This is a genomic window from Salmonella sp. SA15303 (genome assembly GCF_029962125.1).
Lineage (GTDB): Bacteria > Pseudomonadota > Gammaproteobacteria > Enterobacterales > Enterobacteriaceae > Salmonella > Salmonella enterica.
Map to the genome: position 1 here is coordinate 45570 of NZ_CP123925.1, position 20205 is coordinate 65774.

Consider the following 20205-nt stretch of genomic DNA (forward strand, 5'->3'; position numbering starts at 1 on the left):
CCCTTTTTTTTGGAGAAACCCATGACTTTAAATACTTCAATGCTTAACAAAGTATCTGCAAAACAAATCTCTGAGAATTTTGCAAAATCATATCCAGATTTACTGGAAGGTGCAGTTATAACAAAAATTGAAATAAGTGGCTGTCAAGGATCGCGTCGAACCGATAAAATCGATTTGTCTTATGATGGAGATGATATTACGGATCAAAAAAGCGTATCTAAAAGCGAAGTACGTTGGATTGACATAAAAGCCCTTAGCTTCAAAAGTACGATTACCAGCAGAATATCAACCCTTTGCTCACGCTTGTGCATCCGCTATAGCAATATGTGGATTTTACCAGTTTCCAGTATGGAAGAGTTTCTGGAAGGGGCCCAAGAGATTGAACGAGAGTTTCAGGCAGGTATTCAAAACGTTGTAGACAATTATGAGATGCATATTGAGGCTGAAAAAAATAGAAGCCCAAGAATGTCTTCTTTGATTGATCAGTTGAAATTAACTAAAGATGATTTCATAAAATCCTTTAGATTTAATATTGCTCACTTTATTCCTTTTACGCCTATTAGCGTTGAAGGTGATGAAACCCAGGACTACTATCAGGAACAATTGATAACAGATCTGGCAGAAGAAGCAATGAGGGTTTATGAAAAAATTAGTAAAAATAATAATTTGCGCTCAAGTACTATTGACCGACTGAAGCAAATGCAAAATAAGATCATTAGCTTCATGTTTATACATAAAGAGGCGGCAGTACTTGCAGAAGCTATAAAACACATAATGAATAATTTACCTAAAGGTGCCATTTCTGAACCTCGCGACGTTGCGGTGTTACAGCAGTGGTTTTATTTCATGAGTGATGCTTCAATGTTAAAGCGTATTATTTCAGGAGAGCAAAAGGTTACTGACTGGTTGGAATCTATTACCAGATCATTTAATCAAAGCTCACAAACAGAACCGAACGCGCTACAGAACACAGGTATTGAAGCTATTTTAGATTCAACAAATGTGTTTCAGGTTGAACCTGTCGTAGAGAACGATATAAAAAACAGCACGTTTTCAAACACTGATTCTGTAGCTGAACCTGAGAAATCAGTTTCGCAACAGGAAGACAATGCTGAAAATGGTTTTGATATCGAGCTCAAAGGCTGGTAACTGTTTGCTTTATTAAAAACCCCAGATGGGTACTTCACCATCTGGGTGAGTACCCCTTTTTATAAAGAGGTATTCTATGAAATTAGATCTTAAATCATCGCCGCGCCATATTAAGCGTTTACAGAATATAGCAAAAGTCATTAGCGGCTTAGGCGATGTAAGAGTTGTAATAGACGACAATACCAAAGGACCGTATTTTGATCCTGTCAATAAAGTTTGTGTTTTACCAAACGGCGATTATAGCGATGATGACTTTGTCAGTCTGATTGAAGGTTTTACCTGTCATGAAGCTGGTCATGGTCGCTATACCGTCAGTGAGGTTTACAGTGACGCCTTTAATAGTGTTCTCATGTCATCTGAAGGGTTTACACGCTTCGATGACGGAATGAATGCAGAGTTTGAGAGCCTCGCTGAGAAACGTAAAGCTTATAGCAGGGCAAAACGTCTTACCGGGCTTATAAATCTGTTCGATGATGTACAGATGGAAGAGAAGGTTGGTAACGATTATCCGGATGCAAAGCGGCGGCTTGCAGCCACTTACGCACTGATGGTTAAAGCCGGAAGGATGACTCCTGATATATCTTCTCGTCCGGAAAATCCTGTCCTATTTATTGAGTGGTATCTGCTTAACTCATTGCGAGTAAAAGTCCTTCAGCAGGTAGGTCACAAAGAAACCCTCGATCCGTTTTTTGACTATGCCCAAAAGATACTTTCTCCAGTAATTTCTGATGTTGAGGAAATTTTTCATGATGCTCTTGGTTGTGAAAATACTCAGGGCTGTGAATCCCTTGCTCGTAAGACCCTGGCTCTTTTAGAGAGACTGCGGGATGAGGCAAAGGAACAACAGCAGCAGACAGAGCAGGAGGAGCAGGAGGCATATGATGAATCCGAGACCGATACCGATACCGAATCAGAAGATAAATCGCTTACGTCGACTGATAGTCGTGAGGATGATTCTGAGGACGATAGTGAAGGTCAGGCAGATACTTCCGATAACGCTGATCTTGCTCAAGAGGGATGTTCTGAGCCTTCAGAACTTGCTGAAGATAACGAGGGAAATAATGAACCCACCGGTGGCAATCCCACGGGTGATAACATTATTGAAGACGATACTGATGCGATTAACCCTTCCGAGAGTGAATCAGATGAAGCCAGTTCGACTAACGTTGAAGATGAAAGTAACTTTTCATCGGCTCAATGGGAGATACTGGCAGATTTGTTGGATGCCTTTCTTAGCAGTGATGAGGATAGCGAAGATTATCACGATGCTTTGGCTAAAGAGATTGAAGGTATTGCATCAAAAGTATCCGATGACGTGAAAGCCGAATTCGGTGCTTCTGAATGGGATATCCCTGATCTCCTTATCGATTTGAATGTTTACAATGAGGCTTTGTCTCTGAGTCATTCAATCGGTAGCGACTTGTCTGTTTTACAGCAGGTTAAAATGCGTGGCCGAAACAAAACTCATGAGCGTGGAATTACCTTCGATGGAAATCGATTAATTCTGTCACAAATGGGAGTTCGTGATGTCTTCAGAGCTCAAAGCGAATCTAAAAATAGAGGGCATGTTGGCCTCGTATTAGTTCGTGATATTTCAGCGTCAATGGCTAATGATGAAAGATATATTCATGCCATTAAGTCAGATCTTGCTTTATCGATGGCCGCTGAAAGTTTGTCAAAAATGCATGTCTCCAATATAGTTTTTCCCTTCAAGGAAAGTGAATTTGAGATTATCAAAACGTTTGATCAAAGCGTTGAGGAATCTCTATCGAAATTCACTCTTGGATGTAAGGGTTATTATACCCCTACGGGATCTGCTTTAATGGCAGCTGTTGATCTGTTACTTGACAGCCAATTCGATAGGAAAATAATTTTTCTTATAACTGATGGTTATCCGAATAAATCGGAATTTACTATCGTCGAAGTTATGGAAAAGGCTAAATGTAATGGAATAGAAATCGTTGGTGTTGGTATTAAGACTGATGAAATAATTGGTTTTGAAACGGACACTTTCGTAACAGTTGATGATACTTCTTTATTGTCTATTGAAGTCAGTAAGCTAGTTCATCAAATACTTTCTTAATAAACTCTACCCAATCGGGGCAAAAAGGCCCCGGTGGGTCTTTTTGCTCCATGAAGGAATAAGGAGCAAAATATGACTCAGATAAAAACTTACCGTGTAGAACATGAAAAAGTCGGTGCGATGCATAAAGTCCGTATTTTCGGACGTGTTGGTGAAGTTATAAGCAATGATAGCCCTCAGGAAAGAATCTTCCGCGAAGTCACTATAGCGGAGGGTAATAGCCAGCAGGCTGCGTTACTTGTAGATAACTACATACAGCGTCTTGAGAATAATGGCTTCACGACTGAAGCATAAATGTTGAGGGCCCCCGGGCCCTCTTTCTTAAATTCTGCGTTGTGGGTTTCTCCCTGTCTTCTGCACCGCAGAAGGCATTGAGAAACTCACAATGCCAGATAAGAGAGATCATCATGACTTATGCATCCCCGGCTCTTCGTCGTAAACCACAGGAAGTATCTGAACACTTTATTAAACTCGTTCATGCTCGAATTGCTGAAGTGTCTGGCTGGAAGTATATATTCGAAAGAATACCTGCTTTCAAAGACGCTTGTGCAAAAGCCCCGAGCCAGGTTCCTTGCCCGTTTACTGGCGCAGGGAAATCGAAGTTTCGTTTCCGACAAAAAGACCTTTATACCGGATGTGCGATCCATAATGACTTTCCGGTAAATGAGTTTTGCGACGGAATTGATGTTCTGGCGAAATATTATGAATTAAGTAAAACGCAGACTTGCAAAAAGATTCTCTCAGATTTTTTCGGGATGGATCTGCATGCTCCGTTAACTGACGCCGACATTGAAAATGAACGACGCTATAAATCAGCAGTTCGTGCCACAGAAACTCTTGACCGAGAGGAAGTGGCAAAGCGAATGCGAAAACTTGATGTGATGTATCACTATACCGGTGAAATAAAGCCTAATACTCCTGTTGCTTTGTACCTCCGTAATCGTGGGATCTCCCGCTTACTGAGTCACTTACCAAAGGATTTAGGCTTTAATAACCGGATCTACTATTGGGATAAAGATAAGCAGAAATCGATTATCTATCCGGGAATGATTGCAATCTATCGTGACACCCGAGGTCGGCCTCTGACTATCCATAGAACATACGTAGACAAAAACGGTGATAAGGCACCTGTAGAAAATCCAAAGCTGATGATGAAGCCTCCTGCCGATATGACAGGTGGCTCAATTCAGTTGTTTGACCCTCACTATGATTCAGGTAGTTCGACCTGGACACTGGGAGTGGCTGAAGGGATCGAGAATGCGCTTTCTGTTGTAGAAGCGACTTCAACACCATGCTGGGCAGCCAGCTCCGCATGGTGCCTTGAAAACGTTACTGTTCCTGATTTTTTACTGCCTCCGCCGGATGTAAAATATATAAACTTTTATATCTGGGCGGATAAGGATATTGCTAACTCACAAGGCACTCGTGCCGGTATCGAAGCTGCTCAGCGACTTCAAAGCCGCATGGTTGAGTTTTTGGCTAAACGATATCCCGCATCAAAGCTGACAATTGAAGTCTTCGAACCAGCACAAGATATTCCTGATGGGAAAAAGGGTATCGACTGGAACGATGTTCTCCAGTTAACAGGGCAGGATGGATTCCCGATTCACTGGGCTCCTGAATGTCTTAATCAGCTGTAACAACGATAACTCCCCCGCATTTTGCGGGGGGGGTTATCTTATCAATATTATTTTTTAAATTGTATTGATAAGATAACCGCTTTCCTTCGTGATAATTACCTGCCTTTAAGGTCTTTTCACGGCTGAGATGCTTGCTCAGTTAAATAAATGTGCGGTACTACTGGCTATGGTCGGTTGTATGACATGGTTATTCCATAAACTATTAAAACCCATAACGGGAGTATTACCGTTATGGTGATGCTCGTCGTTTTACATCGGAGAGCATTTTAATGAATTTTCAAACTAACGAAGTTTTTAATAAATTTGCTGCTGTTATAAAATCGCGCATCGTCAATGAACCATCGTCATGCTATTTGCTGCATGATAATGAGATAGATATAACGATTTTGAAACATGGCATATTAGAAAATGACAGAAACCTGTTGTACGTAGTTCGTCCTTCAGGAACGTGTTTGTTGCGTTGTGACAAATATTTCTATCCGAAATATTATCTTCGTTGCCGTGGAGATTATAAGTCATTCATATATGTCCATCTTGATCTACATAGTGGTGAAGCTAAAGAAATCACATGGGAGCAAGCAGACGATATGCTGTCTAGTCCAGGAAAACCCCCATTAAAAGGAAATCTTGGACGATTTGAGTATATAAAAGTTGTGGTTGAGGACCTTCGTATTCGAGGTTACGCTGATTATCTTCCTGCGTATAATCTTGATGACCTTCGCCGTTTTGCCTTACAGGACGACCGCCCATCCCTTGTCAGATACATTGACAATGTAATGGCAACGGTCTGATTGGTTGCTAATTGATTTACATATTTTCCCTGATGGCCAACCTGCATCAGGGAGGCCTCAATAACGACTGGAGGCTGTATGAAGTTAGCTACGGACCTGGTAAAAGCTATTTTGATTAGAAATGGTGTTGAACCAGTAAATATAAGCGAATCATCTAAATTATCTTTGAAACAACCACTGACAGAACTTAAATTCAGTTTATATTTGCGAACTGAGCATTTATCTCACTTCCTACCCGGTTATGTTTATTCTATAAAAGAATGTCCACTGTCATATGACATCGGGATCGAAATTCAGAAAATCTTCGAAAGTTTACATTTGTTAAACGAAGAATTTGAATCCCTCGGTTTTGTTTCTGTATGGATAGAAATGCATCAAAGCATTTTTGAACAAAGTCGGTTTAAGAAAAGTAACTTTACTTTTCGGGAGGAAGAGGTCGAGCTTGCTAAAGGGCTTGTTTGTTCTCACAATTCACAAATAAGTAATGCGGCTTATTTCTGGCTTCAGCACTTTGAGGAGTTTATGATTTATGTTCGTAATAAGCTTATCGACCTCTTTCGAGAGGCCTATGACCTGATCCTTGGAATGCAGCAAGTATTTTTCATTCGGGAAAAGGAAGAGCTGTTGAAAACTATAAGTTATGGGGATGACCTGTATGAGGTGAAATTAATGGCGGCTGAGCTTTACTCTATCGAACAGAACTTAAAGTGTTCTGAATCGATAAGTACAAAATCTCAAGCTTCGGCATATATTAACCGCATCCGTGAGTTTGTGCGTTCGGGGTGGAGGCAGGGCTATATAGTCTGCCATCATAAGCGAAGTAATCAAATCTCATCATTGTCATTACCGATGTACTTGAAAGATACGTCAGGCCGAAGTGCTCGAAAGCGAGTAAAACGTCTTATATCTTCTACAGTTTGTGGTAGAAATAAAGATTTAGGTCTTACAGATTTTTAATTAAATTATACCCATGTGGGGATCACACCCCATATGGGAGTGATCCCTTTTTTATTGAGAGAGGATCACATGAAAATTATCGAAAAAATCATTAATGCCTTTTTGGTTGTTCAACATAAAAAAATACAGGTTAAAAACATTACATTTTTAGACAATGGGCAGGGCATGTTCTCTGGTATGTCTTTTGATGCTGATGTTTCACTGGAGTTTATGTATGAATCAGCAAAAGCATATAGTTCTTGTTTCTGTGATATTCCCTTTCCAGGTTTTGAAGATGCAAATCTGGAGGAAATTACGAAATTTCAATTAGATGCTTTGAAGCAAAGAAAGAATCATTCTTTCATTGTTAACCATTTGAGGTTTCCTATAGTTTTAAGGGAAGGGTGCAAAATCGAAAGAGGAGAAGTCTATTCAATTTCGAATTGCACTTATAATAAAGAAAGATTGCAGTATCTTTTTTCTCAGGATATTTACGGTAAGTTGTATAATTCCTTAGAGAAAGAATTAAGCTCGTTTTTCTCATTTATCAATGTTGAGGTGCACGAGTTGTTAAAAGATGCTGTATGCTTTGCATTAAAAATCCTGAATAAGATATCTTTGGATACACCTGAAAGACTTATTAAAGCTTTTAATTATCGTGACTGGTATTGTAGTTACGATGTTGAGCTTTTTAGGAAAGGCTTACCTGGTCATATTCTGGAAGAGCTCATTGCTCCAGATATCTTACTTTCAGACCTTAACGGTTGTAGAAAAATACTTAGAAATGCAAAACGATTTCTAAATGGACATACAAAAACCAATTGTGTTTATATTAAATATGAATGGTGGTTGGGGCCTGTGGATACCTCACACTCAGCTAAGTTGATGTCTGACAAAGAAATTAACAACCGAAGTGACTTGAAGAATTTTTCAAAGGTCTTTTTCAAAGAGTGTTTAAGTTCTGGTAAGTCGGAATATGAAAACCATCTTAGTGAAAAAGAACATGCGCTTCGCTACAATTATTAATTAAAATTATTTTCTCCCATAGGGATTTCTCCCTTTGGGAGAAATCCCTCTATTAAGAGGGTATTTAAATGAATGCGATACAAAAGTTAGTTGAATCTATTCTTGTTAAAATGGGTTTTGTTGGCGCTGTAGTGGAAAATATATATTTGGATTCAAAACCATTTCGGCATATTCGATTTGTGGCTGATATTCCAGTAATATCTTTTCTACCTCATTTGGTGAAATATCTTAAGGGCGCAGACCATCTTTACTGTGGTAACGATGATTTGCATCCTCTTTTCATTTATTTTTCCGAAGCGGCTACATTAAAAGCAGGCCCTGTAAATCTCGCGAACTTTCGTTTTGAAGTTTCTATAGCTTCAACTCATTTACGACTGGTCTCAGAGCAGCCTGATTTGCTTATCAAAGGATTTAACCGGGATAATCTAGAATACGTTTATTACCGCTCAGATTTGGCCTCTAAGGATCTTATACTAGGCCTTGTTGAACACGGTTCTCCTTTCATAAAACATCTACATGGACTTATACAAAAGCGAATTTTAAACGAGTTCTCTCTGATTTTTTCTGTTCTTGAAAAGATTTTAGAAAGCGCGAAGCCACAAATTCTTGCTTGCTTCCATAGTGTTGATTATGAAATGAACGTAAAAATAATAGCCGAAGCTATACCTGAAACTGTATCTAATCAGATAGTCACATCTGATTATATAGTTAATTCTATATCAGATGCGGACAAGTTTATAAATCATGTTCGTCGCTATTTAGCAGGCAGGGTAATGAAGAGGCGGATATACGCTGAATTAGATGTTTGTGAAGAAACATCAAATATTTCACTAGTGAACTTAGGATGCTTTACGTCTCCTCTGCTCGTTACGGAATATCAAATGTTTAAGCCACACTCTTCAGGGTTATATCGAAAAGCTATAAACAACTCCTTAAAACAGTTCAAACCAGAAATGCATGTACCTTCTGAAGAACTCTTTTATAATTAATCTAACCCATCCGGGAACTTGCTTCCCGGTGGGAAGCACTTCCTTTTTAGTCATGAGGTAGTGTAAATGTTTAAAGAATCTGACCACGTGGAATTTGTTAGTGCCTTTCTTTATCAAAATTTAGGCCTTAATGTTCCCGCTGACGATATAACCGTTCAATTATCTGATACTTCGTTCGACAAAGTAACCTTTGATTACGATGTAGATATCGATAATTTAAATTGTATGTTGGATCTCTACATATCTGAACTAATAAAGCACAACGCATCTTACTCCGATTCTATTCTTTTGAAACAAAAAATAATTTATTTTCTTGGAGTATTTAAGAATTTCGGAATTTTTACGTTTGATATTCGCGGATATAGTAATACTTTAAGCCCAGTTAAAGTTATTGATATTGTTTCAATGATTATTAATGACTGTGAAGAGTTATCTAAAGCTAATTCTTCTACTGATGCTATAAGAAATCTTTATCTCGATAAAATGAAGGTGGATGGGAAAGTGTTAGTTGCGAAATTTGCACTTAAACAGTTTTTTCATTCCGACTTTGGTGACTTTATCTCATTTGTCGAGAAAAGAATTACAGATTGTCTTAATGAAACTTTAAGGATTATCAAAGCTGTTGAACATGGCTTTGTACGTGTTGGGCAGCATAAGATTAATCGCCGTATTAATGATGACTTAAAGTTATGCATTGATTTCAATACTGATGATTATCCGGCAAATATGCCAGATATATATATTAAGTTTAACGATACATTTGATGGGAACGGGGCGTTATATTGTGACAATGATGCCCTCATATCCCTCTATACCGATGTTGCTTCAATTATCAATGTGCCGGTGATGATGGAAGTAAGATTGATCAATAAAAGAGGGCGTGTTGTCTGTGATTCTTCGCATTCAACTTACGTATCTCTCGAAAGTAATGACCGATACAGAGTAACTGATCGCACATTACTAATAACTGAAGCTTTTGACGATTTTCGTAACGCGTCTCAATGATCCTTTTGCTTCAGTCCAAAAAAGTAACTTTGGTTGGCTGAAGACACTTGTCTATGACAATGTAAAATCTGTCGCTGGCATCTTCTTTTAGCTTAACCAAACTTTTATCTAACCCAGTGGGGAAGTCGCTTCCCTTCTGGGGCACTTCCTCTCAAATTTGAGGTAGTGTATATGACACATTCATCTGATGATAAAAACTATGTCCGAGCAGTTCTGAGCTATCTTGGCATAGATTTTGATGAGGCGGATATAGTATTAAGTGTTTGCCATTGTCAAAGTGACGAGCTTTCTTTTACCTGTAATATCAAAGCTATTGAACTCAAGAATGCTGTTGATTTATATGTCGATAGTATCTCTGAGAATGAAATAGAAGCTTTAAACAGAGAATCTTTAAAATCTCGACTCTGTTACTTTCTTGAGGTGTTTGACGCAGTCTCTGGTCAGTACCTTGAGATTTCAGGAAAACACTTTGCAACTAGCCGTTTTGAATATGATGATGTTTGTAGTGAAGTTCTTAGCATGTCTAATGATGTTTCTCAGTCGAAAGGTTATGACCGGGATGAATATAACAGACTGATGCAGGTTGATGGTCAGGTTATGATTGCCCGTTTTGCTTTGCAACAGTTCTGGGATACTCATTTTATTGGACTAATAACATTTGTATCTGAGTCTATAACATCGAGCCTCTATAAAGCTTATGAAACTTTTAGTGATATAAGTTTGGCTTGCTATAAACTGAGTGAATATTCTTATTCACGCTCTATCAACAGTGAATTGACCCTTAATATTTCACTTAAAGAAAATGACTTCTGTGAGGACCTATCTGATTGCTATATGGAAGATGAGGCTTTACCTTCTGGTAGGGTAATTTCTCGACGCAACAATGACTCCATAATAAGTATTTATGAGAGCTATGCTGCGGCTTCTTATATTCCGATGATTGCATCTTTGGAAGTCGTTGATGAATACGGCGAAGTGGTTACTGACCTCTGCCATACCGTTTATGTTTCAGAGTTAACCGGTGGGCGGATTAAAATCCACGACCGTAATGACTTAGTATCTGAAGTTTTCGATAACCTAAGAAATTTAAATCTTGCAGTTGGAGATTCAGTTTCACAAGCTGCTTGATTCTTTCCCTGATTTTGATTTTTTCTCACATACTCTTATGGCACGGTTTCCGTGCCTTTTTTTTGCCTCGCTTACAAGCGTCTACTCCTCTTCTACCTATCCCACCTTACATCACCACTTAAAATCTATCTTTCTAATTCCATTATCCTTTTCGTAGCCTCTAATGCTCTGGTATGAACATACTCTTTAAACTCAAAAAAGTGCTATTAACGAAAAAAAATCCCTAAAGAGATTTGTATACTGTTCTCAACCAAGGAGAGCTCATGAATGAACTAAAATCCAAAAACGAGAACAGTACCAAAAGCAACTTTCCCCCGGTTGATAATCAGTTTTGCTTTTACCATGTTGATTTCAGCATAGAACGACTACTTTCAACGGCCGAGGATCTCCAGTTTGAGTACATCTTCCAGAAACCTGGAAGTGAAGTAAGAAAGGATTTGGTTGAGCGATTCGAACGTGGAGAGCGCTTTGTTACAGCTTCACACTGTGACAATTTCTGTGAAATCCTTGGTTGTCAAGGCCATCAGGAAAATGCATAAACCCATAAACCTACATTTCCACTTTTAAGGATGTTCACTAAAGAATGATTGGAGAAAGTATTTTTGACTGGGTAATTTACGGAATATCCATTTTGATATTTGCCTCAGCACTAATTGAAGGAAAGACAACTCGCTACCCAGCACTTTTTTTCTATGGGAGTTTAATTTTAATGTTAATCCTGATAGTTGCTGGAGGCCTTAACTGGTGGTTCTACAGGTCAAAATATGGCGCAGTAATCGTTATCTTCACAGTGGTCTCTTTACTGATGACTCGATTCCGCCTGGTCATATATAAATTAAGATTAAGAAAGTTAGTTTCAGAAATCAGATTTCGTATAAAAACGGGTTTTCGTATAATTCTTGTTTTGTCGGATAATGAGGATGAGCGTAATGTTCTGCTGTCTATGCTTAGCAACGTATTGCCAGAGCAAACGCTTATTCACACGCGTGATGCTCTCGGACCTCATTCAGAGCCTATCCTAAAAGCTCTTGAGCTACATCATCAACAGGGAACAGGTTACATACTCGTCTGTGAACAACAAATCTCAGCGCGTACGTGGTTGAGTATCGTAGAAAATGGGAAACCTGATACATCTATAGCTGTTAATTTTCATTCGATCCCAGAAATGGAGTGATTTTTCAATGAGTAGAACCGTTTCACAAAGTGTCACAGAAGATTGTCTTTTTGATACCCGCACACAAGTCAGATTACAACTAAGTCGAAGCGTTCATAAAACGCTGGCATCTGCTAAAGAAATTTTACAGGGAAGGGGGGTTGATTCGGTCTCTATTGAAGATCTTGTGCGAGCCTGTCTTGAAGAGAACCAGCCAATTGATCTAGCCTCACTTTACCTTGAAAATCTCTTAAAACAGAAAGGTACCAGCATTTGCGATTTTTAGTGTTTTCAAACCTATTAGATAAAATGCCGGTTGTGTTTATATAACATCAATAATTTCATGCAACAGGTAAAACATGAGTACTCAAAAGCAACTTTCCAGAACTACCGGCACTGAACGTATGTTTAAGGAAGAGCTGGCGTTATCCTTAATTTGTTGGGTTTTCACCAGTCCTTTTACCAACTGGACCGATAAAGTCTTCAGTGGTATTGAAGTTCCGTCTGAAGGACCGTCATCATTACGGGGTGAGACAGAAAAATTCTTTCGTTTTGTCGTTAATGAAGAAGGCTACGACGCAGGAAGGGCTGCTATTGGTCTTGACCTATGTTGTTTTTCACTTCCGTTGTGTTTGTTCCCGGACGCTGCCCTGTCTGAGGAAGAGGTTATGAGTAAGTTAACCGGAGAAGTTATCCATGGAATTCTTCTTTCCTTACCTGAGTTTATTGATATGCCAGAAGTGCTCGCTTACCAGGTCAGGGATGAAATTCTTGCTTTTAACACTCGCTGTGGAGACGGGATCTTTCATGGTTGGAACACGGCTTCAGAATTGTGGAAGTTTGAAATCTTTCCCCGCACCACCATCATGATGCAGCATACTTCGGCAATACATTAAAATTAGGCGGGGCAGAATGCATAAAAAACTTTTTCTTCTCGAATGGAAACCCTGTCAGAGCCGCGTATGGGCCGGTTGGATGGCCCTGTGGTTGACTATCAGTTTTCTGATGTTATCTGCCTTGCTTATGACAGATCATCTCCTGAACAAAGTCATCCTGCCGCCAACATGGTTGTTGATCTGGTTTTCGCCAATGCTGGGGTTTTTGATAAAAGTTCGCGTCGTCGAAACTCAACATTTCCTGGAGCATGACCTCTGTGTTGCAGGTTTCTCTTTTTACCGCTGGAAGAGGTTAGTTTCTCCCGGGCTTTGGTCAGTTGACTGTATAAATGGTCGTTTTCGCCTCAATCGGATCACCCAGGTGGGTAAGACTATCCACTATCCATGGCGTCTCCATTATCATCCTTTGTTCATGAGCCCTATCGAACATAAATCGCATGCTGTGAAAGCTGTTTCAAAATGACTTCTTTAGAGGTTTACATGACATTTATGTTCTGCAAGGTCAGCCTGGGCAGCAAAATTGATTGGAAATAACATGAGCCTGGAGAAACGTATGAGTTATGACGATTTGCCCTATTTTCGTGACCAGATTCTGGAACGCATCGACTCGCTCAAGTGTTTTCTTTCGAACACCCCCCCGATGATGGCAAACCTGATGACTGTCTCCACCGTATCTAGAACAGAAGAGCGCTTGAAGCAGGTTAAACCCATCAGGGTTAGTATTAAAGACGATGCTTCGGTTGAGGAAATTATTCAGGCACTTACTGACATCTGTGTGGATGACATAGAGTCATTAAGTCATGATTCCACCAAAGTAACCACTAAATACCCGGGTCTAATCATTGTCCCCGAAAGAGCAGATCTTCTCGAAAGCTTGATCACTTCTATAAACGAAGCAAAAAATGATTTTGCTGCGGCAATGAGGCGTATCGATAATAAAAAGAATGTCCGTTTTGATAAAGTGCACAAGAAGCTCCCGGGCCTTGTCGCTATGCACTCAACAAGAAATATCCTTTTCATCAAGTCCCAGCTTAAAAAAGTTACTTTTTCATGGCGGCTAAACCGAAACCAGGAAGTTAAAACAGCAGAGCAACTTGTGAGTTTGTTGGAGCGCAGGAGAGCCTCAGAAGTAAAAAATGTAGCAACTACCAATTTGAATGTCGTGTCTAATATCGATAAGGCTTTACACCGTCTTGAATTTCACCCACTGAAGCAGGGCGAATCTTATCGCCTTTGTCGAACTAACTCTTTCCCTGTTCCGATTGCTCACATTTTTGCATTTAGGCCTGAAGGGCAGGAACGAAACGGGAATAAATATGCTGAGACTGATTATTCAGTAGTAAAAGCATCCTTGCCCATTTTCGCAGCAGGCAACATACCTCAATTAAAAACGCTCTCTGACTGGGCTCCTGAAAACAGCCAGGGTCCGTCCAACCAACGGAAGCTGAGCCTGAAATATACAGAACTCGTGCCGGGGGCTGAGCTGGGCATTTTCATTGTCAGCCCCGAAAATTAAGGAACAACAATGCAATGGATTTCCACAGCCAGCCAGAAAATCGATGAGCGTCTCTATCGTGTCTGCGTCTGGGTAAAAAAATATCACGCTGATGCGATTAACCGCGTTGTGCTAACCGTTGATCTAAGTAAAGCCCGACATGACCCTGACGAGGACCAGGTAAGAGCAGAGCTGCTGTGCGGCCATTATTTTTTGCTTCGTAAGGAAAACGCTTCGAACTCTGCGCCTGACGATCAAAAGTTTGCTTTCCTGCCTGACGGGCGCAATCTGTGTTGGCAGACCGCAACCCCGGTGCTTCAGCATCTCCTACTCAATAAAAACGTTCCTGAGTCGCTGAGGTTGCTTACGGACTACATACATATGCGTCTGGCCAGGCTGACAATGGTACCTATGTCCGGAACCATCATGAACGAGGCTCTGCTGGACAGCATCAGCTGGGTTAAGGTGGATTTGACCTACTTCTGGCAGTACGAACAGCTCAGCTCTCATCTGGGACCCATCCAGATAACCCACAAGGCACTTGTACGCTTCGGGCACCTGGCAAAGAATGATGAAAACTCCAGTGCCATAAGAATTCTGCGTCAGCGTCTGTCTTCAGAATTCTTACAAGAATTTCAGATGGCTGAGGATGAGCTAAAGCGCAAACAGTCGTTGATGGGCACCATGGACGTGAAAATGCTGTTTCATGCTCATTACCCCAGCCAGAAGATGCTGGTGGCTCGATATAAAAATGGTTGGGTAATGGTGGATTGTTTTCTGTTTCACCATACCAAACCTAAGAAAAAAGCAAAAAACAAAACTACTGTGGCTAAGCCTCAACTTAAACAGACTAAAAGAGAAGGGAGTGAAAATGGAACTGGGCATTATGGTGTGCATCGTGTTGTTACTCTCAGTGGCGGCGGCGTGGATCAGTAATAAGACAGTTGATTTGCTCGAAAGATTCTATTTCAAGCGTCCGCTGAGCATGGAGTACGCGGCATGGCTACGTGTAATGTGTGCAGGCTTGTTATTAGTTTTTATTCAGGTTGCTCCCCAATTTACACTCCTGTATACCCTTAAACTTGTCACGCTTATTAATCTTGGAATCCAGACAATGAAATTAAATGGCGTGTACAAATATAAAAGGACGGGAATTTTGCCTCCGGGAGGGGCACTCTCTAATCTCACCAGACTTAACCCGTTCAAGAAAAAATAAAGTTATGCGCCCGTGAGGGCGCTATTCATCAAAGGCATTTCGCATAAGCTTGATCATGGCTTTTTTACCAGCTTCAATATTGCGAATGTAGCGCATAACCATTTCTTCATTCGACCAGTTCCCCATTTCCATAATCTGTGGTAGCGAGTAACCTTCAATATCCAGCTGTATCGCACCGCCTACACGAACGCTGTGCCCTGTCCAGTAACGGGTTTTAGTCTCATTTGGATAAAGCTCATTCCACATTTCTTTAAATGCCCGTAAAAGGGAATTTTTGCTGAGCATACCGGCATCGTCCACAGTGTCTTCCTCATCTTCATCGTTCAGAAGACTTTGTTTAGCACGGTAGGGCAGGTTATGCCGTTTAAGAAGCTCAGATAGCTCATTCCCTTTACTCCGAAGCTTCCAGCCGGGTGGCATATAGCCTGTATCATGGAAATTTACGGCCTGGAAAAGGTATTCATCCGGATGACTGTGCTGATCCATTTTCACAAGGTTCATCAATCTCAAGAGGCAGTTAGTTAACTGACGTGTCAGCCGGTAGGTAAGAAGTGTACTGATGTTCGTTTTTGTACGGTATACCGTCAGGTTAAATTCACCGGTCATACTATCCAGAGACAGATCTTTCAGACGTATACGGCGAATTTCGGATGAACGGAGCAGTGTTTCAAAGCCTGTCCAGATCAGGCACAGGTCACGAAGCTTACGAACTGAGTTTGTAGTACTGCGTAACTTTATCAGAGCCTTGAGATCGCCAATAAGAAAGGGAGTTGCCTGTTTAGTCGTCTTTCGCTTCCGGGCTTCCGATTGTTTTAAGGCTTCCAGCATGTACCATGCTTCAGACGTAATAATCCCGGGCAGGTTAAGCCCTTTTTTATGGATACTGTTTAAGGCCTGAAGACAGCTGTTTATGCTGCTTCGTGACAATTTGCCTTCAAGATGCCCCATAAACGCCAGCAGAGCTTCCTCAGACACGGGGAGCGAACTTACTGGCCAGTCTGTATGCAACCGGGCATTCGCCTGATACCATTCGTTCCATACTCGTAGCCAGTGCAGATAGGTTTTAGCTGTGTTGTATCTCAGATGGGAAAAGTAACGGATCAAGCGTGAAAGCTGTTTATCATGGTTGCCGAACGTTTCCAGCTGCTGATGCAATTCGCTTTCCGAAAACTGTCTGATCACTGATTGATTCTTCATCCTGCTCACCGGGATACACTGGTTTTATTTACAGTCATTTTAGCACTCATGTACCTGGTTATGAACAGGGTGGAAACAACGAAAAAGGTTGTGAAATCGTTAGGCTTAAGTGAAAAATGATATTAAGATTATCCCTGGCCAGTTGAGGCCTGTCTAAAGAAGGTTGATTATGTCTGACACAAAGCAGTCTTATTTAATGAAATTCCGTAAGTGTAGTTCGTTCGAAACGCTCGAAAAAGTATTTGAAAGGTTATGTGAAAAAAACTCGGGTGTCGCCTCTCTTGAAATTTCTGGTGCTTATGATCATCGTAAAGCTGAACTGACAATGAAAAAGTTATATGACAAAGTTCCTGCGAGTGTGTGGACCTTTGTTCGCGAGTAATTATTGATATTGGCACAACAAAAAGACTGTGTCTGGATTTGAAAATAGTTTATGCCCCTTTCGGGGCTAAAGGCACTGTAATAGCCTGTCTTTTTAACTTTCTTATTAAGTTCGGAGAAAGACTTTAATCATAAGCCAAGCCCACTGCTAAATACATCCGATATTCTCCTTAATTTTAGAAGTTGTGATAAAAGTTACTTTACCTAAACTTCTCTCTCCATATTTGTAAGGCTCTCATTTGATTCTTGTCAAACATTAATCTGGAAAACTAAAAAATCATTTCTTTTAATTCGTTTTACAGAAATCCTCCTCCGTTATTTCGGATATAGTTTGAATAATTATCAAAAACGGGGTGCAGCCATGCGTAAGAGTTACACATTTGGTATTCCATTTGGACTCCAGAGAGAATCAGGACTCTTTTTAGATATTACAGAGGTCAGCCGGGGTATCGACTGTAACTGCATCTGCCCCGCTTGCAAAACTGATCTGTTAGCAAAGCAGGGGGAGGTCAAGCTTTGGCATTTCTCACACAGTACTGCTGTAGCCGGTGACTGTGATGGTCTGATGGAAGCCATCCGGGGAAAAATTATTGAAGTCATCAACGAGCACCAGGTTCTTGGTTTCCCAAATCTTCTCGCTGGCGACGATGGTGGGCCGGTTTCACTGAATGAGGTTATTGGAAGCGGCAGTATGTTCGGAGGCACAGCTGATCTGTTCGTAAAGGTTAATGATTTATGTGTGGCCGTCTTTCTGGACAGGGATCGTAGCATTTCTGCGAAGTTAACCTTTGACCACCTTCATCCTTCCGAAAGAGTTGCCGCATTGCGTATCGATCTTCCAGATATTGAATATGAAATCAGTCAGGTGCAGCTCGGGCGACGTAAAACAACATACAGTGAGTGCATTGAAAGCCTGATCATTGATGAGACCAGTTCCCGGGAATGGCTATATCATCCATTAATGCATGAACTTGAATCTGAACCTCTTCAGGAGTATCGGGGACGGGAGCCTTCAGAGGAAGGGCCTCTTCTTCAGCGCCTTGCTGACTGTAAGATGAAATTGCCTGATATCCTTCCGGGCAGTCATAACGCGTTAGTCAGGTTACAGCAGGATACGATTGTATGTCTGTGTAGGTTAACGGTTCGGGCTTATGACATCGCTCAGACCGATGAATTTCCTTTGTTCCTTCGCTATTTCAGGTTGCACTGCCTGGAAAACAGCGAACATGTCAGTTACGAAAGACTGATCTGCTGGCAGGAAATGATTTCAAAAACCCAGGAAGGCCAGTCCTTGACACAAAACGAACTTGAATATCTTCATGAGATTGTCCGCATCGCCTTATACAATCACCGGCTTAACAATGTCAGTATTTCAGATGTTAAAAACCATGACACAGGAAAGGAGAGCGGCAGGGTAGAGCCACAAAACTATTCACTCTTATAAATAAATTGGGCTTTGCGCATTAAACCCTTGCCGCAGGAGGTGTACCGCATATCCGGCACAGACAGTCAGTTTTTCTGGCAGCTTAAATTTGACACAGCTTAATATAGTGATTCATTAAACAGGTTCAGTATGCTGCCAGAACGTTTTAGTCGTTATGGGCGTCCGTTAGTTTTCTACTAACTGAACGACGACCAGCCTGCCGCCTTCCTCCTTTGACAGAACAAACTGAGCGTTATTCGTCAGTTCAATTTTTTCCCCAATGGCAATCTGTCGTTTATCCGGTAATGACATAAGCCCATTTATGCCTTCATTTACTAACCACCACTGATCGTTATGGAAAACAAAATACCCAACTCGTTTCCTTTGCAAATCGGTTGTACGCTCATTTGGCGCAATGAGGCGATTCACATGCCACGCATAGATTGACTGCCCGCTCCACACCATCAACCGGTGGTCGTCAGGACGATAACTGCCTTCCTTTCGGGAAGAATATAAATTTAGAACCGGTAATTTACCCTTGTATGGCGTACCGCAGTAGGGACAAACCGGCTTTGTCTTACCCGAGAAAACGTACCATTTCTGTTCACACGCCTTGTTCTGGCAGGGCTGTATCAGATCGACTGTTTTAACCAGGGCGCTTTCCCACTCATCGGCGGTCGGGCGTTTAGTGGCATCGTGTAAGCCATCTATAAAGGCGCGCTCAAACAAAGGTGTCAGATAAGGGCCCATGATGGTGTAAGGAATTTTCTCCGGGTCAGCCCAGGGCAGTGAAAAGGACGATAGCTGACTGACTTTGACTGCATTGCTTTTGTCTGTCGGATGTTCAATGAAGAGTGCCTTCTCACCCATAGATAAGGTCTCATCACGTACTTCATCCGACATGTCATGTATTTTTCCGCCACGTAGCGGATGACGGAAGAACAGATACATGTAGATAAGCACCGACAGCGCATGACGGTCAGTAGTAATGCTTGGCAATACGCGGTTCGGATCCTCTTTGGAAAGATGACTGGTTTTCACCACTTCCGGAGCGATAAAATCCGGGGTGCCCACCACGTCGGGAGGATACTTTCCAGGGACAACCAGGCCGTCTACGTCAATGATGCAGGCATGTCCCATTTCTGGATCGATAAGCACGTTTTTATAGCTTAGATCGCTGTGACAGAGACCTGCCGCATGCATCCTTCTGACGGCTCTTGTCAGCAGCAGACAGACCTTGAGATAGGTAAGCGTATTGCCTCGTTCACGTGGGTCGAGAAATTTGTTCTGGTTGCTGGCGCTGGCAAACCATTTGCCTTCCTTTTCACGACCTTTTATGCCAAGAAAATCATCGTTTTTAGAGCCGTATTTAAAGAAAAAGTAGCTTTTGTAGGTTGGAACCACGATGCCGATTTTATGCCCATGCTCAACAACATGGGTCGGCCAGCAAAACAGGTCCTTCCAGTATTCACCTCCGGACTGGCCAAAAATGTTTTGCCTGTAGCGTCCGGTGATCATATCAATCCGATCCCGGGCCTGCTCGTTCTGCGGTTTATGATAAAAAGCGACGACGTATGATTTATCAGGCGAAAAGTAAACATCCTTCATCGAGCCCGAACCAATTACCTCGTCAACATACTGGACTGTTTCGCCGTCCTTTGTTTTGCACGTAACGATATTTGCCATATTGATCACCG

At 41.3% G+C, this 20205-nt stretch carries 21 protein-coding genes; 19 read left to right on the top strand and 2 right to left on the bottom strand.

Features of this window, described 5'->3' with window-relative positions; all coding sequences use genetic code 11:
* The first annotated feature begins 21 nt into the window (after positions 1-21).
* From QEN31_RS23865 to QEN31_RS23945, 17 genes are all read left to right on the top strand, one after another.
* On the top strand, positions 22-1149 hold the full coding sequence (locus QEN31_RS23865; RefSeq protein WP_000174396.1) for a DUF3150 domain-containing protein: 1128 nt from the start codon (positions 22-24) through the stop codon (positions 1147-1149).
* A gap of 76 nt (positions 1150-1225) precedes the next feature.
* The gene (locus tag QEN31_RS23870; RefSeq protein ID WP_000762700.1) at positions 1226-3232 is read left to right on the top strand and encodes a VWA domain-containing protein; all 2007 of its coding nucleotides are present in this window, start codon (positions 1226-1228) and stop codon (positions 3230-3232) included.
* 72 nt (positions 3233-3304) lie between these two features.
* A complete protein-coding gene (locus QEN31_RS23875; RefSeq protein WP_000192120.1) occupies positions 3305-3526 on the top strand; it encodes a hypothetical protein in 222 nt (73 codons plus the stop codon).
* Positions 3527-3639: 113 nt separating this feature from the next.
* Positions 3640-4872 carry a DUF7146 domain-containing protein gene (locus QEN31_RS23880; protein ID WP_000220379.1) on the top strand — a complete coding sequence of 411 codons (1233 nt, stop codon included), beginning with the start codon at positions 3640-3642 and terminating at the stop codon, positions 4870-4872.
* Between the two features lie 269 nt (positions 4873-5141).
* Positions 5142-5663 carry a hypothetical protein gene (locus tag QEN31_RS23885; RefSeq protein ID WP_001011130.1) on the top strand — a complete coding sequence of 174 codons (522 nt, stop codon included), beginning with the start codon at positions 5142-5144 and terminating at the stop codon, positions 5661-5663.
* A gap of 78 nt (positions 5664-5741) precedes the next feature.
* The gene (locus QEN31_RS23890; RefSeq protein ID WP_000762003.1) at positions 5742-6620 is read left to right on the top strand and encodes a hypothetical protein; all 879 of its coding nucleotides are present in this window, start codon (positions 5742-5744) and stop codon (positions 6618-6620) included.
* Positions 6621-6689: 69 nt separating this feature from the next.
* Positions 6690-7625 carry a hypothetical protein gene (locus tag QEN31_RS23895; RefSeq protein ID WP_000691119.1) on the top strand — a complete coding sequence of 312 codons (936 nt, stop codon included), beginning with the start codon at positions 6690-6692 and terminating at the stop codon, positions 7623-7625.
* 68 nt (positions 7626-7693) lie between these two features.
* Complete coding sequence (locus QEN31_RS23900; protein WP_000991697.1) at positions 7694-8614, top strand: hypothetical protein; 921 nt, start codon at positions 7694-7696, stop codon at positions 8612-8614.
* Between the two features lie 66 nt (positions 8615-8680).
* Entirely contained in the window at positions 8681-9619 is a 939-nt protein-coding gene (locus tag QEN31_RS23905) for a hypothetical protein (RefSeq protein WP_327258414.1), read from the top strand.
* 171 nt (positions 9620-9790) lie between these two features.
* Positions 9791-10747, top strand: a complete 957-nt coding sequence (locus tag QEN31_RS23910) for a hypothetical protein (protein ID WP_000149830.1) — start codon at positions 9791-9793, stop codon at positions 10745-10747.
* A 263-nt stretch (positions 10748-11010) separates the two neighbouring features.
* Complete coding sequence (locus QEN31_RS23915; protein WP_001004200.1) at positions 11011-11286, top strand: hypothetical protein; 276 nt, start codon at positions 11011-11013, stop codon at positions 11284-11286.
* 44 nt (positions 11287-11330) lie between these two features.
* Positions 11331-11921 (top strand): hypothetical protein, encoded by a 591-nt coding sequence (locus QEN31_RS23920; RefSeq protein WP_000578891.1) that lies wholly within the window; start codon positions 11331-11333, stop codon positions 11919-11921.
* 7 nt (positions 11922-11928) lie between these two features.
* The gene (locus QEN31_RS23925) at positions 11929-12186 is read left to right on the top strand and encodes a hypothetical protein (RefSeq protein ID WP_001371933.1); all 258 of its coding nucleotides are present in this window, start codon (positions 11929-11931) and stop codon (positions 12184-12186) included.
* A 73-nt stretch (positions 12187-12259) separates the two neighbouring features.
* On the top strand, positions 12260-12796 hold the full coding sequence (locus tag QEN31_RS23930; protein WP_000107167.1) for a hypothetical protein: 537 nt from the start codon (positions 12260-12262) through the stop codon (positions 12794-12796).
* A 16-nt stretch (positions 12797-12812) separates the two neighbouring features.
* The gene (locus QEN31_RS23935; protein WP_000549069.1) at positions 12813-13259 is read left to right on the top strand and encodes a hypothetical protein; all 447 of its coding nucleotides are present in this window, start codon (positions 12813-12815) and stop codon (positions 13257-13259) included.
* A 90-nt stretch (positions 13260-13349) separates the two neighbouring features.
* A complete protein-coding gene (locus QEN31_RS23940) occupies positions 13350-14312 on the top strand; it encodes a DNA replication terminus site-binding protein (RefSeq protein ID WP_000119428.1) in 963 nt (320 codons plus the stop codon).
* Positions 14313-14321: 9 nt separating this feature from the next.
* Complete coding sequence (locus QEN31_RS23945) at positions 14322-15227, top strand: hypothetical protein (protein ID WP_001198595.1); 906 nt, start codon at positions 14322-14324, stop codon at positions 15225-15227.
* Between the two features lie 301 nt (positions 15228-15528).
* Here QEN31_RS23945 and QEN31_RS23950 read toward each other — a convergent pair whose 3' ends face one another.
* Positions 15529-16704 carry a tyrosine-type recombinase/integrase gene (locus QEN31_RS23950; protein WP_000795949.1) on the bottom strand — a complete coding sequence of 392 codons (1176 nt, stop codon included), beginning with the start codon at positions 16702-16704 and terminating at the stop codon, positions 15529-15531.
* 169 nt (positions 16705-16873) lie between these two features.
* On the opposite strand from QEN31_RS23950, the gene QEN31_RS23955 reads away from it, so the two are divergent.
* Both QEN31_RS23955 and QEN31_RS23960 read left to right on the top strand, forming a co-directional pair.
* Complete coding sequence (locus QEN31_RS23955) at positions 16874-17086, top strand: Hha/YmoA family nucleoid-associated regulatory protein (RefSeq protein ID WP_001285422.1); 213 nt, start codon at positions 16874-16876, stop codon at positions 17084-17086.
* A 360-nt stretch (positions 17087-17446) separates the two neighbouring features.
* On the top strand, positions 17447-18529 hold the full coding sequence (locus QEN31_RS23960; protein ID WP_001232447.1) for a competence protein CoiA family protein: 1083 nt from the start codon (positions 17447-17449) through the stop codon (positions 18527-18529).
* Between the two features lie 165 nt (positions 18530-18694).
* Here the strand turns inward: QEN31_RS23960 and QEN31_RS23965 are convergent, their stop codons facing one another.
* Positions 18695-20194, bottom strand: coding sequence for a helix-hairpin-helix domain-containing protein (locus QEN31_RS23965; protein ID WP_001284318.1), 1500 nt, complete (start codon positions 20192-20194; stop codon positions 18695-18697).
* Positions 20195-20205 lie beyond the last annotated feature (11 nt).

What these genes read in the sequence shown, in the direction of transcription:
- QEN31_RS23865 (WP_000174396.1), top strand. Translation starts at nt 22, where the DNA reads ATGACTTTAAATACTTCAATGCTTAACAAAGTATCTGCAAAACAAATC.
- QEN31_RS23870 (WP_000762700.1), top strand. Translation starts at nt 1,226, where the DNA reads ATGAAATTAGATCTTAAATCATCGCCGCGCCATATTAAGCGTTTACAG.
- QEN31_RS23875 (WP_000192120.1), top strand. Translation starts at nt 3,305, where the DNA reads ATGACTCAGATAAAAACTTACCGTGTAGAACATGAAAAAGTCGGTGCG.
- QEN31_RS23880 (WP_000220379.1), top strand. Translation starts at nt 3,640, where the DNA reads ATGACTTATGCATCCCCGGCTCTTCGTCGTAAACCACAGGAAGTATCT.
- QEN31_RS23885 (WP_001011130.1), top strand. Translation starts at nt 5,142, where the DNA reads ATGAATTTTCAAACTAACGAAGTTTTTAATAAATTTGCTGCTGTTATA.
- QEN31_RS23890 (WP_000762003.1), top strand. Translation starts at nt 5,742, where the DNA reads ATGAAGTTAGCTACGGACCTGGTAAAAGCTATTTTGATTAGAAATGGT.
- QEN31_RS23895 (WP_000691119.1), top strand. Translation starts at nt 6,690, where the DNA reads ATGAAAATTATCGAAAAAATCATTAATGCCTTTTTGGTTGTTCAACAT.
- QEN31_RS23900 (WP_000991697.1), top strand. Translation starts at nt 7,694, where the DNA reads ATGAATGCGATACAAAAGTTAGTTGAATCTATTCTTGTTAAAATGGGT.
- QEN31_RS23905 (WP_327258414.1), top strand. Translation starts at nt 8,681, where the DNA reads ATGTTTAAAGAATCTGACCACGTGGAATTTGTTAGTGCCTTTCTTTAT.
- QEN31_RS23910 (WP_000149830.1), top strand. Translation starts at nt 9,791, where the DNA reads ATGACACATTCATCTGATGATAAAAACTATGTCCGAGCAGTTCTGAGC.
- QEN31_RS23915 (WP_001004200.1), top strand. Translation starts at nt 11,011, where the DNA reads ATGAATGAACTAAAATCCAAAAACGAGAACAGTACCAAAAGCAACTTT.
- QEN31_RS23920 (WP_000578891.1), top strand. Translation starts at nt 11,331, where the DNA reads ATGATTGGAGAAAGTATTTTTGACTGGGTAATTTACGGAATATCCATT.
- QEN31_RS23925 (WP_001371933.1), top strand. Translation starts at nt 11,929, where the DNA reads ATGAGTAGAACCGTTTCACAAAGTGTCACAGAAGATTGTCTTTTTGAT.
- QEN31_RS23930 (WP_000107167.1), top strand. Translation starts at nt 12,260, where the DNA reads ATGAGTACTCAAAAGCAACTTTCCAGAACTACCGGCACTGAACGTATG.
- QEN31_RS23935 (WP_000549069.1), top strand. Translation starts at nt 12,813, where the DNA reads ATGCATAAAAAACTTTTTCTTCTCGAATGGAAACCCTGTCAGAGCCGC.
- QEN31_RS23940 (WP_000119428.1), top strand. Translation starts at nt 13,350, where the DNA reads ATGAGTTATGACGATTTGCCCTATTTTCGTGACCAGATTCTGGAACGC.
- QEN31_RS23945 (WP_001198595.1), top strand. Translation starts at nt 14,322, where the DNA reads ATGCAATGGATTTCCACAGCCAGCCAGAAAATCGATGAGCGTCTCTAT.
- QEN31_RS23950 (WP_000795949.1), bottom strand. Translation starts at nt 16,704, where the DNA reads ATGAAGAATCAATCAGTGATCAGACAGTTTTCGGAAAGCGAATTGCAT.
- QEN31_RS23955 (WP_001285422.1), top strand. Translation starts at nt 16,874, where the DNA reads ATGTCTGACACAAAGCAGTCTTATTTAATGAAATTCCGTAAGTGTAGT.
- QEN31_RS23960 (WP_001232447.1), top strand. Translation starts at nt 17,447, where the DNA reads ATGCGTAAGAGTTACACATTTGGTATTCCATTTGGACTCCAGAGAGAA.
- QEN31_RS23965 (WP_001284318.1), bottom strand. Translation starts at nt 20,194, where the DNA reads ATGGCAAATATCGTTACGTGCAAAACAAAGGACGGCGAAACAGTCCAG.